18 protein-coding genes are annotated in these 24,336 nt (G+C 48.1%); 1 reads left to right on the forward strand and 17 read right to left on the reverse strand.

The genetic code is table 11. The features are described from left to right. The first annotated feature begins 44 nt into the window (after positions 1-44). Complete coding sequence (gene rfaD, locus ACFS7Z_RS18105; RefSeq protein ID WP_377487562.1) at positions 45-1,010, forward strand: ADP-glyceromanno-heptose 6-epimerase; 966 nt, start codon at positions 45-47, stop codon at positions 1,008-1,010. 503 nt (positions 1,011-1,513) lie between these two features. Here rfaD and ACFS7Z_RS18110 read toward each other — a convergent pair. The 17 genes from ACFS7Z_RS18110 to ACFS7Z_RS18190 form a co-directional block, all read right to left on the reverse strand. Continuing rightward, positions 1,514-5,002 carry a hypothetical protein gene (locus ACFS7Z_RS18110; RefSeq protein WP_377487564.1) on the reverse strand — a complete coding sequence of 1,163 codons (3,489 nt, stop codon included), beginning with the start codon at positions 5,000-5,002 and terminating at the stop codon, positions 1,514-1,516. A gap of 1 nt (position 5,003) precedes the next feature. Then, positions 5,004-8,702, reverse strand: coding sequence for a sensor histidine kinase (locus ACFS7Z_RS18115; RefSeq protein WP_377487566.1), 3,699 nt, complete (start codon positions 8,700-8,702; stop codon positions 5,004-5,006). Between the two features lie 446 nt (positions 8,703-9,148). Continuing rightward, positions 9,149-9,415, reverse strand: a complete 267-nt coding sequence (locus ACFS7Z_RS18120; RefSeq protein WP_377487568.1) for a hypothetical protein — start codon at positions 9,413-9,415, stop codon at positions 9,149-9,151. Between the two features lie 32 nt (positions 9,416-9,447). After that, positions 9,448-10,008, reverse strand: coding sequence for a DUF420 domain-containing protein (locus ACFS7Z_RS18125; protein WP_377487570.1), 561 nt, complete (start codon positions 10,006-10,008; stop codon positions 9,448-9,450). Then, the gene (locus ACFS7Z_RS18130) at positions 9,986-10,651 is read right to left on the reverse strand and encodes an SCO family protein (protein WP_377487572.1); all 666 of its coding nucleotides are present in this window, start codon (positions 10,649-10,651) and stop codon (positions 9,986-9,988) included. The genes ACFS7Z_RS18125 and ACFS7Z_RS18130 overlap by 23 nt, the downstream gene beginning before the upstream one ends. Positions 10,652-10,666: 15 nt before the next feature. Next, positions 10,667-11,008, reverse strand: a complete 342-nt coding sequence (locus tag ACFS7Z_RS18135) for a cytochrome C oxidase subunit IV family protein (RefSeq protein ID WP_377487574.1) — start codon at positions 11,006-11,008, stop codon at positions 10,667-10,669. Positions 11,009-11,092: 84 nt separating this feature from the next. Then, positions 11,093-11,842, reverse strand: a complete 750-nt coding sequence (locus ACFS7Z_RS18140) for a cytochrome c oxidase subunit 3 (RefSeq protein WP_377487576.1) — start codon at positions 11,840-11,842, stop codon at positions 11,093-11,095. Between the two features lie 23 nt (positions 11,843-11,865). Then, the gene (locus ACFS7Z_RS18145; protein WP_377487578.1) at positions 11,866-12,450 is read right to left on the reverse strand and encodes a cytochrome c oxidase subunit 3; all 585 of its coding nucleotides are present in this window, start codon (positions 12,448-12,450) and stop codon (positions 11,866-11,868) included. 9 nt (positions 12,451-12,459) lie between these two features. Next, entirely contained in the window at positions 12,460-13,314 is an 855-nt protein-coding gene (cyoE, locus tag ACFS7Z_RS18150) for a heme o synthase (protein ID WP_377487580.1), read from the reverse strand. A 41-nt stretch (positions 13,315-13,355) separates the two neighbouring features. Beyond that, positions 13,356-14,432, reverse strand: a complete 1,077-nt coding sequence (locus ACFS7Z_RS18155; protein WP_377487582.1) for a COX15/CtaA family protein — start codon at positions 14,430-14,432, stop codon at positions 13,356-13,358. 8 nt (positions 14,433-14,440) lie between these two features. Beyond that, positions 14,441-16,267, reverse strand: coding sequence for a cytochrome c oxidase subunit I (locus ACFS7Z_RS18160; protein ID WP_377487584.1), 1,827 nt, complete (start codon positions 16,265-16,267; stop codon positions 14,441-14,443). Between the two features lie 17 nt (positions 16,268-16,284). Continuing rightward, positions 16,285-17,355 carry a cytochrome c oxidase subunit II gene (locus ACFS7Z_RS18165; RefSeq protein ID WP_377487586.1) on the reverse strand — a complete coding sequence of 357 codons (1,071 nt, stop codon included), beginning with the start codon at positions 17,353-17,355 and terminating at the stop codon, positions 16,285-16,287. A 24-nt stretch (positions 17,356-17,379) separates the two neighbouring features. Next, positions 17,380-18,648, reverse strand: coding sequence for a quinol:cytochrome C oxidoreductase (locus tag ACFS7Z_RS18170; protein ID WP_377487588.1), 1,269 nt, complete (start codon positions 18,646-18,648; stop codon positions 17,380-17,382). A 25-nt stretch (positions 18,649-18,673) separates the two neighbouring features. Next, positions 18,674-19,366 carry a c-type cytochrome gene (locus tag ACFS7Z_RS18175; RefSeq protein ID WP_377487590.1) on the reverse strand — a complete coding sequence of 231 codons (693 nt, stop codon included), beginning with the start codon at positions 19,364-19,366 and terminating at the stop codon, positions 18,674-18,676. Continuing rightward, positions 19,366-19,890, reverse strand: a complete 525-nt coding sequence (locus ACFS7Z_RS18180; protein ID WP_377487592.1) for a DUF3341 domain-containing protein — start codon at positions 19,888-19,890, stop codon at positions 19,366-19,368. The genes ACFS7Z_RS18175 and ACFS7Z_RS18180 overlap by 1 nt, the downstream gene beginning before the upstream one ends. After that, on the reverse strand, positions 19,883-21,310 hold the full coding sequence (gene nrfD / locus ACFS7Z_RS18185) for an NrfD/PsrC family molybdoenzyme membrane anchor subunit (RefSeq protein ID WP_377487594.1): 1,428 nt from the start codon (positions 21,308-21,310) through the stop codon (positions 19,883-19,885). Before nrfD ends, ACFS7Z_RS18180 begins: the two co-directional genes overlap by 8 nt. A 17-nt stretch (positions 21,311-21,327) precedes the next feature. Next, a complete protein-coding gene (locus ACFS7Z_RS18190; protein ID WP_377487596.1) occupies positions 21,328-24,327 on the reverse strand; it encodes a TAT-variant-translocated molybdopterin oxidoreductase in 3,000 nt (999 codons plus the stop codon). Positions 24,328-24,336 lie beyond the last annotated feature (9 nt).

A 24,336-nucleotide genomic window follows, 5' to 3' on the forward strand; every position in this document is an offset into this window, starting at 1 on the left:
CGTAAATTTAACCTAAATTTCGTTAGAGGTTTAAAAACTGAAATATGATCGTAGTAACCGGCGCCGCAGGCTTTATCTCCAGCTGCCTTGTCAGCAGGCTGAACCAGGCTAATTTTAATAACATCGTGGTGGTAGACAATTTTTCTGTCGCCAAAAAAGAAAGAAACCTACAGGGTAAAAAGATAAAGGAATTCGTAGACCGCGACGGCTTCTTTGAGTGGCTTGACGAGAATTATGAAGAGGTGGAGTTTATCTTCCACTTAGGTGCCCGCACTGATACCACAGAGTTCAATAAAGATGTGTTTGACCTCCTGAACCTGAACTACTCTAAAAAAGTATGGAATGCCTGCTGTGAATACCAGATTCCACTGGTGTATGCCTCCTCTGCAGCCACCTACGGTGCCGGCGCTCTTGGTTATGACGATGATGAAGCCATTATTCCTTTACTGAAGCCGCTGAACCCATACGGGGAGTCCAAGAATGATTTCGATATATGGGCGCTGGAGCAAACAGCAAAGCCCTTCTTCTGGGCAGGTCTAAAGTTCTTCAATGTGTACGGCCCGAACGAATATCACAAAGAAAAAATGGCTTCGGTTATATTTCATACTTACAACCAGATCAAAGAGAAAGGCAGCATGACCTTGTTCCGCTCACACAACTCTGATTTTGCCGATGGGGAGCAGATGCGTGACTTTGTGTACGTAAAGGATGTGGTGGATGTGTGCCTGTTCCTGATGCACCACCGCAAGAACTCCGGCATCTATAACCTCGGCTCCGGGAAAGCCCGCACTTTTATGGCGCTGGCTCTAAATACCTTTGATGCTATGGGAGTGACACCAGATATAAACTTCATGGATACTCCGGAAACGATCCGCGACACGTACCAGTATTTTACGGAAGCTAACATGAGCAAGCTTCGTTCTATAGGGTATGATAAGCCGTTCTATACCTTAGAGGAAGGCGTAACAGATTACGTGCAGAACTACCTGATTCCGGGCAGGTATTATTGAAAATTATGAGTTCTGAATGTTGAATTATGAATGAATTGTATTTCAGCAGCTATACTTAGTGCCCACTTGCAATGCGTGAGTGGGCTTTGCTTTTTGTTGATGATTGAATGTTAGATATAGCACTATATTTCCTAATGTTCCTTCCACAGCATAAGTTTGTTATAGACATTTCTGTCTAAGCTGACGTGGGGACGGCTTATCCAGCGACAGCTCATCATTTTATTTCAAAGCTCCTGTCTTAGCTCTCTAGGCCGAGAGGCCTCGTCTTTGGGCATCGCGCTGTGTAACTGAAGCTGCCTTCGCTCTGCTCAGGCTGCCTCACTGCGTTCAGCACCGCAACATTTACAAGGCGCTCAACCCAAAGACTGGGAACACCTTCACTTCGTGCAAGCTGTTGCCCGCCGCTGTTGGTGTTTTCACCAACAACAAAAAGCGTTAGCAGTGGCTAATGGATTGATGGTGGGAGTGTGGTGGGAAAGACCTTTACAGCACTTGATTAGCCCCTAAAACAACACCGATACTTGTGTGCGGCCGGTATGTACGGCGCCGATACCATTCGCTTTGCGGCCGTCGTAGTTGAGCGATATGTTGAGGCCGTTGCTGAGGCGCTGCTGCAGGTTCAGCGACCAGGTCATGTTGTTGCCGGGGCGCAGAGCATTCAGGATCTCATAGCCGACATAGGAGAACTCATCTCCTGTAAAATCTATATTTACGTACTTGAGGTTGCCTGTAAAGGTACGCTTGCTCACTTGGCTCAGCTTCGCTTCCACGCCAAATTCATGAAACAGCCCCTGCTGCTCTACCTCTGCTGACGCCAAAGCATCCTCCCGTAGCGCATATTGATATTTACCTGTAAAGCGCAGCCGCGTGTTCGGCTGGTAAGACAATTCCGGAGAAACTTCCCGGCTCTCAATCTTGAAATTTTTCGAAACCAGAAAGTTTGACTGATTCTCTCTTACGTTCAGCCCCAGGTTAAGCTGGGAACTGAGCACCTCATTCAGGTTCAGGCGACCGGCCAGCACCTGACTGCTCACGTTCCGGGTTTCAGAGCCGTTCGTTAGCAACGACTTTTGCTGGTTTTGCTGCACCGTATACTCTACTCCATACAGTGGATTGCTGCGGTTAAAGTACACCGTATGCCGCATTGCCTTCACCAGCGATATCAGGAACTGGTCTTCTATATCGTCGGCAAAGGGGTTGAAACGCTGCTTCAGGTCTTCGTCTGTTGTTTTCTTATCGATGCTGACAAACGTGAGCATGGAGAAGCGGGACATTTGCCCTTTTAGACCTTTCTCTGTTTTCCAGCTGCGGGGTGTGTTGCTGGTGAGGCGGTAGGTGAAGCGGTTGGTGTAGGCGTTGATATACTCGTCTGTAGGCAGGAATATCTTGATGTAGCGCCGCTGATCCACTGTCTGGGCCTCCAGGTAATCGTTCAGGTTATTTGGGCTAGCGCCATCGCGCAGGTAATGTGTTCCCTGGCCGGGTAATGTCTCCTGGAAAATATAGATGCGCCGCAGCTCACGGCCTGTACCCGTAGCATAGCTTAACTCAGACCGAAAGCTTCCATCCAGAAAACCCGCATTCCAATCTACCCGCGACTGCACCGTTTCCTCATCATCGCCGGTCACTACTTCCAGCCTTCGGTAGGTAGCCTGCAGGGCCAGGTCGTTTTCTGCGCCCAAATGTGTTTGCATCACCGCATTGTAGGTCTGTCCTACTTCCGGTCGGCCCATGGTACCGGCTCCGGTTGGGCGCTTGTCGGTGCGGTGGCTATAGTCTAACCGGAACTTGGTACGGGTAGAATCGCCGCTTTCCACATACACCAAGTGCTCCTGAAAGTACATGGCAGAGCCAACAACAGAATCCGTCTCCAAAGAAGTAATCCTGTTTTTATCAAAGCGAAAGGTATAGCCGGGTGTTACTTTACCAAATTTATACTCTGCTCCCAGGTCGCCCCGGTACCACTCCGATTGCCGTTGCCCCTGCTCGCTGTTCAGCATAAAAAGGTGGTTGCGCAGCACTAGTTTTCCCAGCGTCTTCATCACATCCGCGTAATGCTGCACCCCATCCAACTGCGCCTCCCTGGAGCGCCTGCTAATGCGGTAGTTGAACAGGTTGGCCGCATCCTGGGTGGCTCCCACTGAAAAGTTCAGGATGTGGTCTTCTGCCTTTTCAGCTGTAAGCAAACTCCAGTCACGGTCAAACTCGATGGGCCGGTAACGGTCTATGGGCACGAAGTTCTGGTCCGTGTATTCATAGTTAAAGGTGCTGTTGAGCTTATACTTTCCCAGCAAAGGAACTTCCTTGTCCTGCACCACATACCCTACCCGCACAGCTTTTCCCTGGTCGTCTCCTGCGTCTTTATCAGAAAAGCGGTTGATGTCATTTTCAGAGGCCGCAGCTTCCATAAAAACACTCACGCCCTGCTGCAGTTCATAGCTACTGCCCAGTGTAATCAGCTGTTTCTTTTTAGGCGTAGGAAGCACCCGCAGCGGCGCATAACTTCCCTGTGGCCTTCCATCTACGGGTGCTACCCAACGGTACATTCGGCCATTTACGGCACTGTTCGCCAGTATGTAGTCTCCGTTGTTTAGCCCTACTTCTGTAAAGCTCACATTGTAAAAAGCAGAATCAGGGCTGTTGGAGTAAACAAAGATTGATGCGGCAGACTGTCCATCGTTGTACACCGTATCGCGCTTCGCATAAAGCACTGCTGTCGGGTCGAAAGCAACACTGTCTGCGCCGGTGCTTACCGCTAAATCCAAGCTATCACCGACGCTTGCCAGCAGGCGCTTCTCCTCGTTCTGCAGGTTCAGGTTGATGAGGTTGTTCGGGTTGTCAGATTCGTTGTAGTAGTTGCCGTATACCTTGAACTTGCCCAGGTTCTGGTAATGGTTCAGGTGGTAAATGCCCCGGCTATAGTTCTGATCGAAGTATTCGAAATCAACTTTTACACGAGTATTCTTCGTGATGACATGGCGGGTGGTGAAGGTAATCTCAGCCTGGTTATAATCTATCACATAATCATAATCATATCCTCGTTGCAACAACCTCCCATCCAGAAACACCCGCTCCGAATTGGCCAGCACAATGATGAAGCGCTCATTGTTCGGGCCGCGCAGCCTGTAGGGTCCCAGCACCCCTTCCTGTGGCTGAATGTTTTGGGAAGCAAATTTCCCCTTTGAAACCGAGGCCGCTACCGTAGTTACGCCTTCCCGTCCCGGTGTAGTGCCAAACTTCGTCTCAAAAGCGCCGCCCTGCACGTTCTTGTAGAACTGCAGAAAATAAGAGGGCTTGTTCTGCAGCACCACATCGCCAGCGGTGAGCTGCCAGAGCCGGTGCTTCAGCGTAATGTATACTCTGTCGAACTCCTGCAACTGCTGCGTATTCCCCTCCGGCTGAAACGGAATGTTCTGGTCTGTGATGGCGGCTGTTATACTGATATCCTCTGTTAGCTTGCCGTCCAGTTGCAGGTTCAGGGCGGAATTCACAAACACGTTCTGCGTATTTCCGAAGGAAATACCTCTCGAGATGCTTCCTGACTTGTTCAGTCCCGGTGTCTTGAAAATTTCCTCCTTTGTGGCAATGTCCTCCTGGTAAAAGCGGTCCTGGAAAGAACTCATCTCCAGTTTCGTGATATCGCGTTTAAAAGCAGGCTTCGTAAGGTTCAGGGGCATCACCCGAAAACAGACAAGCACCGAATCGCGCAGGGCCTGCATGGTGCCCAGCGTATCTATCGCCACAGAGTCGGGAGCCGGGAAACGGGTAAGGGTAAACTCGTTCAGGCTATATTTATAGTCAAAGGCAAATGCCTCTTTTTTAGGATGCAAGAAGGTAACGGAGGTGGGGTCCAGCGTGAGCGAGTCGAGTTGCTGCGGCATAGCAGGAAGAGGTAGCCAGATGCAGCGTTGGTTGTTCACGGGCGCCTGTGCCAACAGAGGCAGGCTCAGCCCGAAAAACAGCAACACCATATAGAACCCTCTCCTACTCATGCTAAGCCAGCGGTAACAAGATATAAAACGTCGTGCCTCTCCCCTCTTCGGATTCAAACCAGATACGGCCTCCTGCGTTTTCAATACCTCGTTTGGCGACGGCCAGGCCTATACCCGACCCTGTATACTTCGTGCTGAAGTTCGGAATAAAAACTTTGCTCCGGATATCCTCCGGTATGCCACTGCCATTGTCACGGATAGAAATCAGCACCTCCTTCTCATCCTGCCGCTCCAGTTTCACCTCAATATGCGGTTTCCGGATGGCAGGCACCGCCTGAATAGCATTTAGCAACAAATTGTTGAACGTACGCACCATCAGGCTTTCATCTGCCTTCACTATTACCTCCTCATCCGGAATGCATTTCTTAAGCACCGCGGAGGCCGGATCATTGTGCAGGTCAGCGGCTTTGTGCAGGGCGGCAGCCACATCCATCGGCTCTGCCTTTGGCTCCGGCATATTGGTGAAACTGGAGAATGAGGTGGCAATGTCGCTGAGAATATTTATCTGCGTAATCAGCGTGTGCGATATCTTGTTGATCATCTCCTCCGTGTTCGGGCGCTTCTCCGCTATGACTTTCTGCAGGTACTGTAGCGAGAGCTTCATGGGTGTGAGCGGGTTTTTTATTTCGTGCGCTACCTGCCGGGCCATCTCGCGCCAGGCCGCCTCTTTCTCCTGCACGGCCAGATCCTGCTTGTTCTGCTCCAGCGTAAGCAGCATACGGTTATACTCATTCACCAGCATACCGATTTCATCCGCGCCTTCGTAGGCCAGCATTTCATTTTTACCGGTTAAGGATGTTCGCTTCAGTTTATCGGCCAGCATGCGCAGGGGCACTGTAAGGGTTCTCGACGCAAAGAATGTCAGCACCATAAACGTAATGAACATAACTGTAAAAATGTTCATTGTGGTTGTAATCAGCTCAATAAGTTTCAGGTCAAGCTCTTTTTCCGAATCGAAAAAGGGAATTCCAATAAAGCCTACCAGCTCGCCTGGGTTATCCTCGTCGCGCAGCGGCAGGTACACAGCATTGAAGGTAAGATCGCCTGTTTGCTCCTGCAGCAGCACCCGCAGGGCCTGTCGCTCCGAAATGGCCGCAAAAGCCTTCGGGTTTACCAGCTTCGACAACAGCCCTGCCTCAAAAATCAGAGGTTGGCTCGTAACTACCAGCTTTCCGTAGCGGTTGTAAAGGTTAATGTCTGTTTCAGAGATAGCTGCAACCTCTGTTATCAAGCCCTCCAACCTTCGCCTGTCCTGCAGTAGCATGTCACTTAGTTGCCGTGCTAATGTTGCCTGAACAGCCTCTCCACGCTGCTCATATGTTTCCATCAGGTCTTTTTTATAGGAAGCCGTTACCAGGCCTGCCGTGGCAATGCTCACCATCAGCAAGGGAAGCAGAATACCGAAGTTCAGGAAGATCTGGATTTTGGTGCTGAAGTTAGGGCTGAAGTCGCGGAGGCGGTGGCGCAGCAGCAAAAGGTACAAAAGCCCGACAACGAGGAGCCCTATGATAAAGGCCAGGAACAGGAAAGAGAAGTTAGAAAGGAGTTCCTGCGCCCCATACTCCTCTGTGGAGATAACAAGTGTCTGGTCGTTGCTACTCACTCCAAAATGATGGAACCCGCCTTCGTTCGTGCCTTGGGCGTAAAGCTCCCGCCGCTGCAAAAGGTTTCTGTCGAAGTTAATGGCATAATCAAACTCTCCTTCGCTGTAACGCAACTTATTGCCGTTATAGACGGCATAGCTCAGCATATCGCGCCGGAAGGGCTGCGCGTATTTCTGGTCAACCAGCAGCTCTGGCACCACGCTGTTTGGCAGTAGCTTCTTGAGCGTTAGCTGTAGGGCAATGGTACCCGACTGGAAATTGTTGATCGGAACTTTTATCAGCTTTAGGTAAATGCGGGCATCATAACGGGTCGGGTCTTTTAGCAGGAACAGGTCCTCATGTTCTGTCTGCGACTGCGGGGTATCGAAGTGCCGCCGCAACTCCTGCAGTGTGGGGGCCGACGGATCAGCGCTTTCCAGGGCATTTCCCTCGCTATCGAACAGCATCACGTTTACTTCATACTTATTGAAGTGACTCGGCAGGTACTGCTTTGTGATTTTGCGCTTGATGAATGAGGCATCTACGTAGGGGCCCCTCATCTGCATCTGGATTACTTCATCAGCGGCAACCTTCTTTGTGACCTCCTCTACCAGCAGGTATTCCCCCAGCACATCGTTGTCTTGTAGAATATTGTATGTAAACTCCTGCTTGTACAGCTTCAGCTCACTGTGGTAGTGCACATAAAGCGACAGGGCTCCCGTGAAAGCACTGATGATGAGCACCAGGAAGAAGAAGAGATAGGTCCGGTAAGCCAGACTTACAGCCTGCCGGTGCTGTGCTGCCAGAATAATGATGAGCCAGAACAGGAAGCCTACCAGCACAATAATGGAAAGCTCCGGGAGCACGACGTAAGCAAGCAACAGCATTACAGTTCCTACACCCAGCAGCATTTTAAACGCCCATAGCTTCGTGTCTCTATACAGCAGCACCGATACCACTGTGGCCAGCATGTAAGTAAACAAACACAAGGCAACAGTCTGCAGCAGCATGATGCCATACAGCACCACCTTATACTTTGTAAGTTCCAGCGACCGGCTTATATCCAGGGTAAGCGGGGTGTTATGGTAAATGTTGTAGTAGAACTGGAAAAGCAGCAGCAACAGGATGTAAAATACAGCCATACAGGCGACCTGCAGCACCCGCGCCTGCTTTACAGGCATTACGCTCAGCTGTCCCAGCACCCCATTGTGCACAAAAAGGTACAGGCCCAAACCAGCAACGGTTACCAGCAGCAGCATGTTAAGTGCAAGGTCACCGATAGAGGGCGACCAGAAGGAGGCTGCATACAGCTTTGGATCGAAGAGTGGTGTCTCCGTTATAGCATAAGGTAAGTCAAGCAACAGCAGCGCCAGTCGAAACAGGGCCAGCAGCACCAGGAACAGCAAAACGCCCTTGCTATACTGCTCCTTCCTGATGTAGCGCTTTGCCAGTGCTACACAAAACAAGACAAAAAAAATGGCTCCCAGTGTCAATAAAATCAACTCTAGCGCGGCTAAGGGATCACTTTCCAGTACACTCTGAAATTTGACGGCAAATAAGAAGTTACCACTCTTGCTGTACACTTTAGGGAGATCCGCTGCAGGGTCCCACACTAACTCTCCTGCTACCTCATCAAATACGCCACTCTTCAATTCTGATTTTATGGCGTCTCTGCTGGCTCCCTTGTTAAGCTGCAGCGGGACAAATACTTCGATATGATTTTGTCCTGACTCGAAAGGTACTACTATAAAGCTGCCGTACTCGTTCCGGTGAGCCATAATTCGGGTCGAAGGGGAATGGAAATCAAGCTCGGGCGCTATGGTGTGGTTAGACCAGAAAATAAGCCTGTTATCCTGGTAAACGAAAGTGGGGTACTCAGCCTTCTGCAGCAGCGAAGCGAAAGTTACATCCTTTTGCTTTAGTTCGCGCCCAATGACTTCTGCATTACGGTGTGCTTTTTCAATGTCCTGCTGTACCCGCTCCGCAATAGCAGTTATCTCGGTGCTATAATCTGAAGCAGGCGCTGCGAAGGGTATTTTGTAATGAAGTGCGGCTGTAGCCAAAAAGCACAGCAGCGATACAATGAAAAGGGCTAAGGGCGTAAATTTCCGGTTCAAATCTGCGTAGTTTATCTACGAATTTAAGCAAAACGTAGGATAACCACTATAAATTCAAAAATCGTGCTACCGTTTGGTATAGACGGAGTTATACCTGCTTCCGGAAAAGAAAGAGCAAACTAATATAAAGGCGTACCTGAAAAGAATGGTGGTGAAAAAATGATGACTGCCCCTACCGCTGTGAGGTACACCCACATGGGCGGGCTGTTGGCCAGGTAATATAACATGACACCCACAAACCAGTACAATGGCAACAGAAATGCCACAGCTAATGTTCATGGCCCCCAGAACAAGCCTACTTCTACCTCATAATAAAGGCGCATTCAGGCAGGTGGTGTGCATCCGGTCAAACTTCAGCAAATTCAGGAAAGAATACGGATGCACCTCTCTCCGCCTGCATCGCGGTCACCGTCTAAAAAGTAGAATTCCTACCCTGGAGGGGCAGCTCACGCTTTTTTGCGGCTGTTTTTATACCATAGAAAGCCTACAGTGCCTATCAGCAGGTACGGTATCACCATCAGGTAAAGTATACCTGTATTTAACCCTGAACCGACATCAGACTCTGGCTCATGGTTATGTCCTTTCCCGGTGCCTACGTTAGACTCCACAGTGGCACGGCACATAGCACATTGGCTGTAGGCATCTGTACCAGCAAAAACCAGCATCAGGCTTAGCACTACAGCAGCGACAACTTTCTTTATCTTCAGTTTCATCTCTATAAGAACAGATTCTGTAATGGAGAAGTTTAACTATAGTACGGCGAAATCAGCAGGTAGACCAAAACACCTGTGATGGCTACGTACAGCCATATCGGGAAAGTCCAGCGGGAAATGCGGCGGTGGCGCGCCAGCTGGTTTGAGATACCAAAGTATACTGACAGCAGCACCAGCGGCACAATGACAACAGCCAGCACGATGTGCGTCAGCAGTATAAAGTAATAGATATACTTTAAGGCTCCCTCTCCGCCGTATGTCGTTCGCTCTCCCAGGAAATGATAGGTCACATACGACACCAGAAAGATAGCCGATAAGGAAAAAGCCGCCAGCATAGCTGCTCTGTGTGCTTTCACATTCTGCCGCTTTACATTCACATATCCTATCACCAGAGCGACAGCTGTCAGGGAGTTTAGGATGGCATGAAAAGCAGGCAGGTAGGATACATCTACCGAACTGCTGCCTTCCTTCGGCATAAAGAACAATGCAGCCACCACAACCGGAATCAGCACCGATAGCACTGCAATGAGCGTCAGAAACTTCTTGTCTGCTCCGCTCGTCAACTTACCATTACTTTCTCTTACTGTAGTCATCCAGCAACACGTTTATTTCTGTTTTCAGGCGGTCTACCTCCCCCTGGTCGGTTCCATCGTAAACCCCTCTAATTCTTCCTTCCTTATCTACCAGCACGAGTTTATCGCTGTAGGTAAAACCCTGCTGCCCCACTTCTTGTTCCGGCAAATAATAACCCTCTCTTGCTAGCTTCAGAATTTCCTGCTTTTCCCCTGTCAGGAAGTACCATTTATCTTCTTTGGCCCCATACGTAGCGGCATAGCGCTGCAGTGCTTCTACCGAATCTATTTCAGGCGCTACTGTGACAGACACAATCTTAACTTCGGGTTTGGATTCAAATGCTTCCTGCACACGCACCAACTGCGAAGAAATCTGCTGGCACCTGGTGGGGCAGTTAGTAGAAAAGAAATGCGCCACATAAATATCACCGGCCACATCTGCTGAAGTAAAGGTTTCACCTTCCTGGGAGACAAGGTCAAAGTCAGGGACCTGGTGGAATACGGTGTCGCCCTGGGTTGAATACTGCACTTTCCCGGAAGCATCCAGCTTCGGGTAATAGGTTGGGAGGGTAAAGTGATGCTCTCCGAAAACACCTACAAAGGCTAAAATAAGAATAGGCACTAATATTAGGATTCCTAATATTAGTGCCTTAAGGTTACTCATACTAATGTTTCTTTATTAGAAGTAGTTGGTTACTGACTCAAAGTAGTAACTACCTTCTGCCAGCAGGGCCACCATTAACCACACAATAAGTGCCAATGGAATGATGATGGTCCAGATAAGTGCTTTGGTCTCATGCTTCAGGTGCATAAACTCCGCCACAATATAGAAGGCTTTGAAAAGCGTCAGGATAATGAAGATTACGTTTCGGGCGGTACCTGCTTCCATGAAGAAGGCGAATACGAATTCAAGCGCCGTAATACCTACCAGGATGAAAAACGTTTTCCAGATGCCTTTGGTCTGTGGTTCAGGAATGTCACCAGAGTGGTGCATGTTGTTGTCGTGATGATGCGATGCCATATATATCAGTATCTTAAGTTCTACAGTTAGTTGCTCTTATATAGTTATACTAATGCAAACAGCTGTAAGTTATTTCCTTTGTGATTAGATCAGATAGAAGAATGTAAATACGAATACCCAAACAAGGTCTACAAAGTGCCAGTAAAGACCTACTTTTTCCACCATCTCATAGTGCCCACGCTTGTGGTACACACCGTTCACGGTATTGATAAAAATCATCACCAGCAGCACTACTCCTGAAAATACATGTGTACCATGGAAACCTGTAATGAAGAAGAACAGGTCAGCAAACAAGGGAGGGCCATATTGGTTCACCGTCAGGTTGGCACCTATAATGCGTGTACCGTCTGATAAGAGCATGCCTTCTTCGTCACCAGTAATAAAGTGAGCCCACTCCCATGCCTGGCATCCTAAGAAAGTAGCTCCAAACAGGATAGTCCACAGCAACCACTTCTGCACGTCATTCTTATCCATTCTGTGCCCTGCCTCTACTGCCAGTACCATGGTTACGGAACTTAGGATCAGGATCATGGTCATCAAGGCCACGAACGCAAGCGGAAGATCTACTCCATGAAAGCCCGGAAATGCATTGTACACTTTCTCTGGTATCGGCCACCATTGCGTCGAAAAGGCAAAGGCATCCGGATCGCCGGTGTATGGTAAGTGCTTGTGGCGTGATAAACCATAAACAATCAAGAGGGCACCAAATGTGAACGCATCAGAGAGCAGGAAAAACCACATCATGAGTTTGCCATAGCTCGCTTTCAATGGCTCGTTACCACCGTCCCATGTACCTGAATTTGGTTTTTCCAGAGTAGTTGAAGTAGAAGACATACTTTATGTATTGAAAAACGTGTTTAGTGATTTAGTCTTAAGAATATATACAAATATAGCCAAAGTCCTCCTAAAAAGTGCCAGTACGTCGTACACAAATGTATCCGTAGCATATTTTTAGAGTGCACTTTATACTTTAAGCTGCTGAAATACGTGATGGCTACAAAAATCAACCCCGTAATCAGGTGAAAACCATGCACCCCTGTCAGCACATACAAAAATGAACCAGCGGGGTTACTGCCTGAACCTCCGAAGTACACATTGTTCTGTACCAGGTCAGCCCATGCATTCCACTGCCCAATCAGGAAAGCGATACCCAAACCCAATGTTGCGAGCAACATCATTTTGAGCAGCTTCAGGTTGTTGTTCTTGGCAGCATTATGCGCCATCTGCATCGTAACACTGCTCAAAATGATAACAACCGTGTTAATCAGCAGAATAGCAGGCAGGTCATACTCCAGCCAGTTTCCTTCTTCCCGTCTTACGATGTAGGCGCTCGTAAAGGCTGCAAACATCATAATAATACTAATAATAATCAACCACAGGGAGAACTTAAGTGGATGTACTCCTATCCTGCTGTTGTGTTCTTTTATTTGTTCGTTAGCCATGGCTACACCTTAAATCTTATCTAAAACAAATGCTATCTGCACAATAGGCAGATACAGAAAAGACCCAAACATGATACTCATGGCCGCCTTCTTAGAGCAAGTCCGCATCAGGTAAAATGTCTGAGCCAGGAACAGCACACCGCAAACCACTGCTATCATAGCTGATGTTACGCCCGTCATACCAAACTGCAGCGGCAGCATGCTCAACGGAATTAACAACAGCGTATAGATCATAATTTGAATGGCTGTTTTGAGGTTCTTGCCCCCTTCCATCGGAAGCATTTTAAACCCAGCCTTCTTGTAATCATCGTCCAGCACCCAGGCGATAGCCCAGAAGTGCGGGAACTGCCATATAAACTGAATCCCGAACAGAATCCAGGCCTCAGCACCCAGCACGCCTGTTGCAGCAACCCATCCTATGAGCGGAGGCATACCACCAGGTATGGCACCCACAAACACACAAATCGGGCTGACGCGCTTTAGGGGAGTATATACAAACCCGTAAAGAACTAATGACAGAAGTGATAATGCAGCAGTCAGCCAGTTGAAATAAAGGCCGAGTAAAGCTAAGCCTGCTACACCTAATAAGGCACAGAATATGGTGGCCTCTGTTACCGATATCTCCCCTATAGGCAATGGCCGTTTCGCCGTGCGCTTCATGTGCTTATCCAGGTCCCGCTCAATTATCTGGTTGATGATGTTAGCTGAACCTGTTACTAAAAGTCCGCCAATCATGATCAGTGCAATGCCGATGTATGTGGCATCGGGAAAACCCAGTATATAACCAATAGCACTGGAAAAAGCCACTGTAAAGCTTAATCTGAACTTCAGGAGTTTAAAATATGCTTTAGCTTTCTGTGCCATAGATGAAGCAGGCAGGAACGACGCAGTTTGTTGTACTAACATTATCGAAGAACTACTACTGACTTTTTAGTAGCCTCGCGAGAGGCATAATGATAAACAATTAATAATTGAAATTGCACCCCGAACAGCAAAGCGGCAAAGGTTAAGTGCAACGGCTGCAGGAAGGGAGGTATAGCAAAATAAGCCAGACCTATTCCCAATACTATTTCCAGCACCACCATTGCCAGCATCAGATGCGTCATACTGGTAATGATGCTGTCATTAAGTTTATAAAGCTTGTAAGCTACATACAGGTGCAGGGCGAGCACTATAATAGAGAAGGAACGGTGTATGTAAAAATTAATCCCCAGTTTCTCTACCCATTGTTCTCTGTTTGCACCTCCTAACACAGAAGATACAATGTCTACCTCTTCCCGTACCTGTGTACCCAGTAAAATCTGCCCAAAGGTAACCAGGCCAAGCAGCCATAAGCCTCCGTTGATGTTGGGAGAGTAGGCAAAGTGACATTCAAACTCATCTTTCTGTGCGCGGGCAACAGCATACTGCAGCATCGCCACAAGCACCAGTGCCAGGGCCATGTGCACTGTAACCGTAATCGGCAAAAGGTTGGTTGAGACAACAATGGAACCTAACCACCCCTGTACCCCCACCAGCACGAAGGCACCAAGCGCTAAAAAGAAAACTGCTTTGTCACGTTTTAGAAATGGCACAGCATATAAAACTGTCAGGAAAATAAAAAAACCTATCAGTACACCTACTAAGCGGTTCAGGTACTCGATCCAGGTTTTGGTGACGTTAAACTCTGTTTCGATGTACTGACTTGGGTGAGAGAAGATAGTTGCAGCCAGTTCTTCAAAACCAAGCTTGTCTAAACCAGCAGCTAACTTTTCGTTTTTCTCAATCCGCTTCTGTTTGTATACTTCTAGGTAATCTTCTGGTAACTGGCTGACATCAGTCGGAGGAACCCAACTGCCAAAGCACTTAGGCCAGTCCGGGCATCCCATTCCGGAACCTGTGCTTCGGACGATTCCTCCGACTAATATCAGGAAGTAAACAGCAAGAACTGTTACTAAGCCAATAGTTCTGAACTTTCTACTACTAAATGACTTGTAAGCCATTAATAAATTTATTCAAAGTCTCTCTCCTGTGGCAGGTTGGAAGACTGCGTCTGAGAGAAAGGTATGTTTTGTGGAATATAATCTTCAACAGAACCTGGCTTGCTATAATCGTATGGCCATCTGTAAACAGTTGGAATCGGACCTGGCCAGTTTCCGTGTCCTGGCAATACTGGTGTTGTCCACTCCAGCGTGTTTGAGTGCCAAGGGTTAGACGTTGACTTACGTCCGCGGAAGATGCTGTACACAAAGTTGAACAGGAAGATGAACTGTGCAGTAAATCCGAGTATGGCAGAAATACTGATGAACGTGTTCATATCAGCGAAGCCACTGAATGCTTCAAAACCTGTCCAGGCATAGTATCTTCTTGGGAAACCTGCTATACCGATGTAGTGCATTGGCATAAACACCAAGTAAACAGATACGAATGTCAACCAGAAGTGTACGTAGCCCAGCTTCTCATCCATCAGGCGACCGAACATCTTCGGGAACCAGTGGTAAACACCGGCAAACATACCAAAGAATGCGGCAGCACCCATTACAAGGTGGAAGTGAGCAACTACAAAGTAAGTATCGTGCAACTGGATGTCCAGCGCAGAGTTACCTAAAATGATACCTGTCAGACCACCGGAGATGAACAGCGACACAAAGCCAACTGCGAACATCATAGCTGTTGTAAACCGGATGTTACCTCTCCACAGTGTTGCAATCCAGTTAAACACCTTTACTGCAGATGGTACTGCAATAATCAGCGTCAGGAACATGAACACAGAACCGAGGAACGGGTTCATACCCGACACGAACATGTGGTGCGCCCACACAACGAAAGACAACAATGATATACCTATCAGGGAACCAATCATCGCTCTGTAACCAAAGATCGGCTTACGAGAGTTTGTCGCGATTACTTCTGATACGATACCAAAAGATGGCATGATAACGATGTACACCTCAGGGTGACCTAGGAACCAGAACAAGTGCTGGAACAGGATTGGGCTACCACCTGTGTTTGACAAGGCTTCTCCAGCGATGAAAATATCAGAAAGGAAGAAGCTTGTTCCAAAGCTACGGTCAAAAATCAGAAGAAGCGCAGCTGAGAAAAGAACCGGGAATGCAAGCAGACCCAGGATAGCTGTCAGGAAGAATGCCCAGATAGTAAGTGGCAACTTCGTCATAGACATACCACTTGTTCTTAGGTTGATGACGGTTGTGATGTAATTAACACCGCCTAGCAACTGAGACACAATGAAGAGAGCCATAGAAATCAGCCACAATGTCATACCGCCTCTTGAACCCAACATAGCCTCAGGTAAAGCACTCAGAGGAGGATAAACTGTCCATCCACCGGATGCAGGACCTGTTTCCAGGAAAAGGGAGAAGAAAAGGATAACACTGGAAATAAAGAATATCCAGTAAGACAGCATGTTCATAAAACCGGATGCCATATCGCGGGCACCGATTTGCAGCGGAATCAGGAAATTACTGAAGGTACCGCTCAATCCTGCTGTTAATACAAAGAACACCATGATGGTACCATGCATGGTTACCAGCGCCAGGTAGAACTCCGGGTTCAGCTTTCCGTTTTCAACCCAGCCGCCCAGGATAGGCTCCAGGAATGTAAATGTAGCCTCCGGCCACCCGAGCTGCAAACGGAACAGGATAGAAAGGAAACCTCCTATAAAGGCCCATGCTATACCAGTGATCAGGAACTGCTTAGCAATTACTTTATGGTCCTGGCTGAAGATATACTTCTCGAAGAAGTTTTGATCATGATGGTGATCATGCTCCTCATGCGCATGGTCGATATCGTGATTTATGGTAATATCTGTACTCGACATATAAAAGTATTAAAATGCTACAACTCTGTTTTTACTTCTTCTGCTTTCTTTTCAGATGTATTCTTTAGCACAAGTTGCTTTTCTGACTCCGTCTGGAACTTCGCCAGAAGGTCCGGGTTTTCCTCTATAAAAGGAGTTTGGGACGCCAGCCACTCTTCATATTCTTCCGGCTCGTCTACTACCAGCAGGAAGCGCATGGCAAAATGACCACGGCCACATACTTCGGTACAGGCAACTTCATAGTTGAAATCCGGGTTGCCTGTCTCGTTACGCATATCTTGGGTGCTCTTGGTAGGCACAAACCAGAACTTGGTTGGCATACCCGGCACAGCATCCATCTTCACGCGGAAGTGGGGCAGGAACACACTGTGAATTACGTCTCTGGAGCGAATCTTCAACAGAACCGGCTTGCCTTTAGGAACGTGGATCTCGCGTGGCATAAAGTCATCCAGTGCTGCCCTATCGCTGAAATCAATACCAAATTCGTTTGTAGCATCAATCAAGGTTGTTTTCGCCACCCCTAATTCGTTATCAGCTCCCGGATAGCGCACCATCCAGCTGAACTGCTTACCCATTACTTCTACTACTACTGACTCTTCCGGGGAAGCACTTGTGATTTTTGTCCAAGTTTGCCAGCCGCCGAAAACGAGCAAAGCCATCACAACGGCCGGAATCATGGTCCAGACAATCTCTATCTTGTTGTTGTGCGGGTAGTAATAAGCCCGCTTGTTATCCTGGTGCTGGTACTTGTAAGCGTAAAGGAACAACAAGATTTGCGTGATGACAAACACAATACCGATGATGATCATGGTCGTCCAGAACAGGCTGTCAGTCCAGTCACCGTGCACAGAGGCAAGTGGCTGGTTCATTTCTTCCCAGTACTTCACAAAAGACCAGACGAAGGCTGCCCCACCTCCAAAAAGGAAGAGCAGAAGTAAAGCACCGTTTACTTTATTACTTGTTTTAGTTGTACCTGCCGCTCGCTCCGATGAACCTCTGAAGATAGAAGTCAGCGTACCTATCCTGAAAAGGAGGAACAGGATAACTAATAAAAGGATTACGGATAAACCTATGGCGATTGAAATCATTATTTAACGCTTTTAGTATAATCTCTAAACATGATGATGAACACTCTCCTCAACGAACGGATGGTTCAGTGGAACCAGAGAAGCCTTTGCCAATCCTTTTGTGAATGTTAACAGGAACACACCCAGGAAGAGTAGCGCTGTGCCTATTTCCATAAGACCTAAGCTTGCACTTCCCTGCAATGTTCCAGGCATCATCATAAGGTAAAAATCAAGCCAGTGACCAATAAGAATGGCGATGGTAACTAACTTCAGCATAATCATCTGGCGCTTTGCATCTCTTGTCATTAGAACAAGGAACGGGAACACAAAGTTTATAATTAAGTTGGTAAAAAAGATCCATTTGTAGTGGCCTTCGTTGCCGCCTAATCGCTCTAAATAGTAGATGGATTCTTCCGGAATGTTAGCATACCAGATAAGCATAAACTGCGAGAACCAGATGTAAGTCCAGAAAATAGAGAAGGCAAAAACAAACTTTCCTAAATCGTGAATATGGTTAGCGTTTACCATTTTCAGGTAGCCGTTCTGCTTCAGTAAGATAACTGTAAGCGTTATTGCAGCCAACCCTGATACCCACCAGCTGGCAAACACGTACCAGCCAAACATGGTGGAGAACCAGTGCGTGTCAATAGACAGTACCCAGTCCCAGGCAGAAGTAGAAGAGGTGATACCGAACACTACCAGGAACATGGCAGAGATACGGATACTCTTATGGTAGTAGCTGGTGCCACCGTACAGGTCTTCGTTGATGGATTCTCTTCTCAACCACATGAAAAACAAAATCCATAAGCCGAAGTATACGGCCATGCGAACCAAGAAGAATACGGTATTCAGGTAACCTGATTTACCTGCAATGATTGGGTCATAACGCGGGTCGTTAATGTCGTAGAGGTATTCGTGCGTCCAGTGGAAGATATCGTGTGAACCAAACAGGAACACCAGCAGCATCACGACACCACCTATTGGCAAGTAGTAACTCAGGGCCTCCGGAATCCGCTTGATGAGCACAGACCATCCCGCGTAAGCGACGTATTGTACAGCTACGAAAAATGTTCCTATCAACGCGATACCTGTGAAGTAAACATTGTTCATCCACAGGTTAACAAATAAACGCTTTGACCATGATACTGCTTCATGACCACCGGCTGCGGCTTCCGCGCCTTCAGCATGGTGTTCTCCTCCCCCGCCTGCAGCCGCCATGATGATTCCTGCTATAAGTAAAACTACACCTACAGCTATCATTAAGAAAAACTTGTTATTCGTTTTTCTGGAAATGATGAGTCTTTCTTCTGTCATTATCCTTGAATATTATGCCTTAGACTTAGTTTTTAGGAGTTTCTCTAGCTGGAGTATCCTCTGGTGTTCCTGTTACAGGATTATCTGTAATCGGCTCCCCACCGGCTTCATTTTCAGCTTCCTCGCTTGTTGGTACCGTTGCTCCGGCACCCTCTCCTTTCTGAAGCTGCTGCACATACATGGTTATCTTCCATCGCTCCGTAGGATTAACCAGAGAGCCATGCGGCATCATTCGGCCCCTGCCATACGTAATTACGTGGAATATATGCCCTGCCGGCAACTCAGCTACCCGTCCTGCTGAGTAAGAAGGCACACCTTTGTACTTCACTCCAACCAGGCCTTGCCCATCTCCCTGCTCGCCATGGCATGGTGAGCAGAAACGGCTGTATAGCACCTTACCCTGTGCCAGGTTTTCCTCATTGTAAGGAAGCGGGTTCTTTAACTCTACTCCTGCCACCTCTGCAGTATCCACAGAAAGGTACAGGTTGTATCCCTGCTGGCCACGCACAACGGTGCCTTTTGCTGGCTCCCGCATGTTCATACCACCCGGATTGTACACGTTTTCTTTGATCTGAGAGTAAGGGTCCAGCGCTACAGAATGATACATGTCTGGCGCATACTCCAGTCCCGGACTCTGATTGTCGTTACAGGCTACCAGCACTGCAGACGCGAAAAGTACAGCAGAGATATTGAAACCTATTTTTGTATATCTTTTCATTATTTTACAACCTCCTTCTCATTTACTTCCACAGCACCATTTGTATGGAGCAGCTTATTCAGAGCTGAAAGATCAGTTACGCCGTCCTTCACTTCAATAGCCATCACAAATTTATCGTCTGTGGAGCGCTTGTCAAACACATTCACCCGCAGCGACGGCTTTAACCTGCTCACTATAAAGAAGGTAATCACCATACTGAAAGCTGCGAAGAGCACCGTTAACTCAAAAGTTACCGGAATGAACGCCGGAAGGGCAATGTGTGGCTTACCACCAATAATCATTGGCCAATCAAAGCCCAGCATCCATATCTGCATCCAGAGCGCAAACGACATACCGGTTAAGCCGCCAAAGAAAGCGACAATCGGTAATCTTGAGCGCTTGATGCCCAGTACATCATCAATGCCGTGTATTGGATAAGGAGAAAACACATCATATATCTTGGTGCCGGTAGCGCGGATATTTTCGATGGCGTGTAACAGCACATCTTCATCGTCATAAATACCGAGAACAAATTTCTTATTCATGTCTGTTGTGTGTATTTGTATTTAAACCCTTATCAGTGCTGTGCATGGTATCCGCATGTGTATGTGTCACTCCTGAAGAAGACTTCAGAATGGCTTTCACCTCTGCCATGTTCACCACCGGGAAGAACTTGCAGAACAACAGGAACAGCGTGAAGAACAAACCGATTGTTCCGACATAAACGCCAACGTCGATGATTGTCGGAGAGAACATAGCCCAGGAAGAAGGCAGGTAGTCTCTGTGCAGGGAGGTAACGATGATAACGAAACGCTCAAACCACATACCGATGTTCACGAAGATAGAGATGATGAAGGTAGCAGTGAGGCTTCTTCTGATGCTACGGAACCAGAAAAGCTGCGGTGTGATTACGTTACACGTCATCATCGACCAGTAAGCCCACCAGTAAGGACCGGTAGCGCGGTTAATGAAGGCGTACTGCTCGTATTCAACTCCTGAGTACCAGGCAATAAAGAACTCAGTTGTATAGGCGATACCTACAATAGAACCTGTCAGGATGATTACCTTGTTCATTGACTCCACGTGCTCCAGCGTAATATAGTGCTCTAAGTGGAACAGCTTCCTAGTAATAATCATCAGCGTTAGTACCATCGCGAAACCAGAGAAGATAGCACCTGCCACAAAGTATGGAGGAAAGATTGTTGTGTGCCAGCCCGGGATTACAGATGTTGCAAAGTCCATGGATACAATGGTGTGTACCGAAAGTACCAGTGGAGTTGCCAGACCTGCCAGGATAAGAGAAACTGTCTCATAGCGTGACCAGGCTTTTGCTGAGCCAGTCCAGCCCATAGAAAGGGCAGCGTACGCTCTTCTTGCAATAGGCCCTGTAGCACGGTCACGGATGGTAGCAAAGTCCGGAATCAGACCGATGTACCAGAATACCAGCGATACAGAGAAGTAAGTAGAGATAGCGAATACGTCCCAGAGAAGCGGAGAGTTGAAGTTAACCCAAAGCGAACCGAATGTGTTCGGCAGTGGAAGCACCCAATATGCCAGCCACGGACGGCCCATGTGAAGCACCGGGAACATCGCGGCACAGATTACGGCGAAGATTGTCATCGCCTCTGCTGCGCGGTTAATGGAAGTTCTCCACTTCTGACGGAATAGCAGTAGAATTGCTGAAATAAGGGTACCGGCATGACCAATACCTACCCACCACACGAAGTTGGTGATATCCCAAGCCCAGCCTACTGTTCTGTTTAGCCCCCACTCGCCAATTCCGAACCAGAGTGTCCGGTAAACTGAATATATAAAAATGGCCAAACCTACCAGTGATAGAGCAAGGCCGGCGGCCCAACGAGGATTGGGTCCTGCCTCCACCTGCCTGCAGACATCTTCTGTGATGTCGTGGTATGTTTTGCCCCCCGTTACTAGAGGCTCTCTTATCGGAGATACATGCTGCATAACGCTCTCGAATTTATTTAAGCTAAGTTTCTAATTTTAGTCAGGTACGTCACGTTCGGCTGCGTGTTAAGCTCTTCCAACACATGGAACGCGCGCTGCCCCTGCTCACTGTAAAGTATTTTCGAAATTCGGCTGTTCGGATCCTTCATGTCTCCGAAAATGATGGCCTCTGTTGGGCAGGACTGTGCACAAGCTGTTACAGTTTCTCCATCCTTAGGTCTTCTGTTCTCGCGCTTCGCTTCCAGTTTCGCTAACTGAATACGCTGCACACAGAAAGAGCATTTCTCCATCACACCTCTGGATCTCACCGTTACATCCGGGTTTAATACCATTTTACCGAGGTCCGTGTTCATCATGAAGTTCTCTGTTTCAAACTTCTCATTGTTGAAGTAAGCAAACCAGTTGAAACGACGCACTTTATACGGGCAGTTGTTTGCACAGTAACGGGTTCCTACGCAGCGGTTGTATACCATCTGGTTAATACCTTCCGAGCTGTGCATGGTAGCTGCCACGGGGCAAACTGTTTCACACGGGGCGTGGTTACAGTGCTGGCAAAGCATCGGCTGGAAGATCACAGAAGGATTCTCTTCCGGACGCTCAAACTCTGCTAAACCACCTTCCGGATTCTCCTCTGCGCTGTAGTATCTGTCAATACGCATCCAGTGCATATCGCGGCGGTTCAGCACTTCTGCCTTACCCACTACTGGTATATTGTTCTCTACACCACAACTTACGGTACAGGCACCGCAACCAATACAGGAGTTGAGGTCGATAACCATACCCCAGTGGTGGTTCTTGTACTCGTAGTCATCCCAGAGAGAGATAGTAGCCGGTTTTGCAGGTCCTTCAGGTGTAGCAATACGGATATACGTTGTTACTTCATTCGGATTCTCTCTGTACTTCTCCAGCGTATTCTCCTGCACAATCAGGCGGTCCATAATAGTATGGTGCGTCTGCATTTGTGCAATAGGGTTGGTAGCGCCTGTTTTTTCTATTGTTACCGGCCCTACGTACATTACCGTGTTATCTACTACTGTGGCAACAGGATACGCGTTGGCGCCCAGTCCTTTTGCCACCGGCATCATCTCTGACTTACGGCCGTAACCCATCGCGATAGCTACAGTGCCTTTTGCCTGCCCTGGTTGCATCAGCGCTGGCAGCTCAATTGACACACCCGTTGGTGTTGTCACTTTCAGCACATCGCCCTGTACGATTTCCATTTCCTTTGCCATACTGATAGGCATAGCAACATAGTTGTCCCAGCAAGCTTTTGAGATCGGGTCAGATAATTCCTGCAGCCATGGATTGTTCGCCTGCTCACCTGTACCGATGCCGATGCTCTCGTACACCACCGCCTCAATGGCAGCAGGGCTGATTGGCTTCGCAACCGGGCTGGCAGCCGTAAAGGTGTTGTTCACCGTCAGCATGGTTGTACCGTTCTCCAGTACGCCATCATGCACAGTCTGCTCCCAAAACTCATCGAAGTTTCGTCCGGCAGTGGCAACGCTGCGCCAGTTGTTGCGGATATACTCGTAGTAGTTGATGTTGCTTCCACCCCAGGTCAGCAGGCTGTCCTGCATCTGGCGTGTCAGGAAGATAGGGCTGATAGCCGGCTGTGTGATGCTTAGGTATCCTCTTCTTGGTTCGTTGTCGTTCCATGACTCCAGGTAATGATGATCCGGTGCCACGAAGTCTACAAACTCAGAAGTCTCCTCTACTCTTTCAGAGAAAGATACCTTCAGAGGCACTTTTTTCAGACCGCTCAACACTTTCGGAGCTAATGGGTGGTCATAAACAGGGTTGGCGTTGTAGAAGAATACTGCTCCTACAGTTCCTGCATTCATCTCATTGATGAGACGAATCATGGCCGCATCGTTCCCTTGCTTTGTATAGAAGGGAGTGGCAGGATTGATGGTAGTTCCAACTGCACCGATTGCGTCGTTGATGGCCGCCACCATGGCCTGTGTTCCCGGGTCGTTAGAGCCGGCTACTACCAGTGCTCTTCCCTGGTTGGCTTTCAGCGCAGCTACAACAGCTGTCACCGCTTTTGCAGCTGCAGCAGGCACTTCTGCTCTGCCGCCAGCGCCTGTTACAGCATTGTACAGGGCAGTTACCAGTGCCGCCTCCTCAGAAGGCCTGATTGGCACACGCACATCGGCGTTCGCACCAGTCAGCGAGTAATGCGTCTCGAACTGGTAGTGCTTCGACATCGTCGGGTTTTCCGAAGAAACTTTTCTGTTCTGGATGTACTGCTTGGCAAAAGGAACCGGGGCAACCCATGTTCCCAGGAAGTCCGCATTGATGCTTACTATCACCTGTGCCTTGCTGAAGTCATAGCCAGGCACAACGCCACCATTTGCGCTAAGCAAGCCGTAAACGGAATGCGCATCGTATGTTACGTGTTCGAAATTAGCGAAACGCGCTCCGAACTCGTTGATAAGACGCTTGGTGGACGGGCTGATGATAGTACCGGAAACAAATGCCACTTTGCCGGTAACATTACCAAGGCGTGACACTATTTCTCTATCTACCTGCTCCCAATTCGCTTCTTTACCGTTGATGAGCGGGTATCTTAATCTATTGTGGTCATATACACCAAGTACAGATGCCTGCGCACTTGGGCTTGTACCGTAAGGAGTAAGCCCTGACATAGGGTTCGGCTCAATTTTAATTGGCCTTCCTTCACGCGTTTTAACTAGAATGCTGTTATAGTTACCACTCTGGAAATAAGTAGACGCATACCAGTTTGCCACACCTGGCTCTACATCAACCGGTTTGTTCAGGTAAGGGATAGCTTTTCTTACTGGCGCTTCGCAGGAAGCCAGAGACACTGCAGCTACGCTAAAGCCCAATAGCTTCAGGAAATCTCTCCGCTGTGTTTTTCCGGAAGAGGCTCCCTCTCCTTTGCTTTCCGTAACAGGCAGGAATTCTGGAAACTCATTATGAGCATGCTTAGCAAATTCAGGAGTGTTCTCTAACTCCTCAATTCCTCTCCAGTATTTTTTTCTGTCTTGCATATTATATTT

The sequence above is a fragment of the Pontibacter toksunensis genome, assembly GCF_042686245.1.
Lineage (GTDB): Bacteria > Bacteroidota > Bacteroidia > Cytophagales > Hymenobacteraceae > Pontibacter > Pontibacter toksunensis.

What these genes read in the sequence shown, in the direction of transcription:
- rfaD (WP_377487562.1), top strand. Translation starts at nt 45, where the DNA reads ATGATCGTAGTAACCGGCGCCGCAGGCTTTATCTCCAGCTGCCTTGTC.
- ACFS7Z_RS18110 (WP_377487564.1), bottom strand. Translation starts at nt 5,002, where the DNA reads ATGAGTAGGAGAGGGTTCTATATGGTGTTGCTGTTTTTCGGGCTGAGC.
- ACFS7Z_RS18120 (WP_377487568.1), bottom strand. Translation starts at nt 9,415, where the DNA reads ATGAAACTGAAGATAAAGAAAGTTGTCGCTGCTGTAGTGCTAAGCCTG.
- ACFS7Z_RS18125 (WP_377487570.1), bottom strand. Translation starts at nt 10,008, where the DNA reads ATGACTACAGTAAGAGAAAGTAATGGTAAGTTGACGAGCGGAGCAGAC.
- ACFS7Z_RS18130 (WP_377487572.1), bottom strand. Translation starts at nt 10,651, where the DNA reads ATGAGTAACCTTAAGGCACTAATATTAGGAATCCTAATATTAGTGCCT.
- ACFS7Z_RS18135 (WP_377487574.1), bottom strand. Translation starts at nt 11,008, where the DNA reads ATGGCATCGCATCATCACGACAACAACATGCACCACTCTGGTGACATT.
- ACFS7Z_RS18140 (WP_377487576.1), bottom strand. Translation starts at nt 11,842, where the DNA reads ATGTCTTCTACTTCAACTACTCTGGAAAAACCAAATTCAGGTACATGG.
- ACFS7Z_RS18145 (WP_377487578.1), bottom strand. Translation starts at nt 12,450, where the DNA reads ATGGCTAACGAACAAATAAAAGAACACAACAGCAGGATAGGAGTACAT.
- cyoE (WP_377487580.1), bottom strand. Translation starts at nt 13,314, where the DNA reads ATGGCACAGAAAGCTAAAGCATATTTTAAACTCCTGAAGTTCAGATTA.
- ACFS7Z_RS18155 (WP_377487582.1), bottom strand. Translation starts at nt 14,432, where the DNA reads ATGGCTTACAAGTCATTTAGTAGTAGAAAGTTCAGAACTATTGGCTTA.
- ACFS7Z_RS18160 (WP_377487584.1), bottom strand. Translation starts at nt 16,267, where the DNA reads ATGTCGAGTACAGATATTACCATAAATCACGATATCGACCATGCGCAT.
- ACFS7Z_RS18165 (WP_377487586.1), bottom strand. Translation starts at nt 17,355, where the DNA reads ATGATTTCAATCGCCATAGGTTTATCCGTAATCCTTTTATTAGTTATC.
- ACFS7Z_RS18170 (WP_377487588.1), bottom strand. Translation starts at nt 18,648, where the DNA reads ATGACAGAAGAAAGACTCATCATTTCCAGAAAAACGAATAACAAGTTT.
- ACFS7Z_RS18175 (WP_377487590.1), bottom strand. Translation starts at nt 19,366, where the DNA reads ATGAAAAGATATACAAAAATAGGTTTCAATATCTCTGCTGTACTTTTC.
- ACFS7Z_RS18180 (WP_377487592.1), bottom strand. Translation starts at nt 19,890, where the DNA reads ATGAATAAGAAATTTGTTCTCGGTATTTATGACGATGAAGATGTGCTG.
- nrfD (WP_377487594.1), bottom strand. Translation starts at nt 21,310, where the DNA reads ATGCAGCATGTATCTCCGATAAGAGAGCCTCTAGTAACGGGGGGCAAA.
- ACFS7Z_RS18190 (WP_377487596.1), bottom strand. Translation starts at nt 24,327, where the DNA reads ATGCAAGACAGAAAAAAATACTGGAGAGGAATTGAGGAGTTAGAGAAC.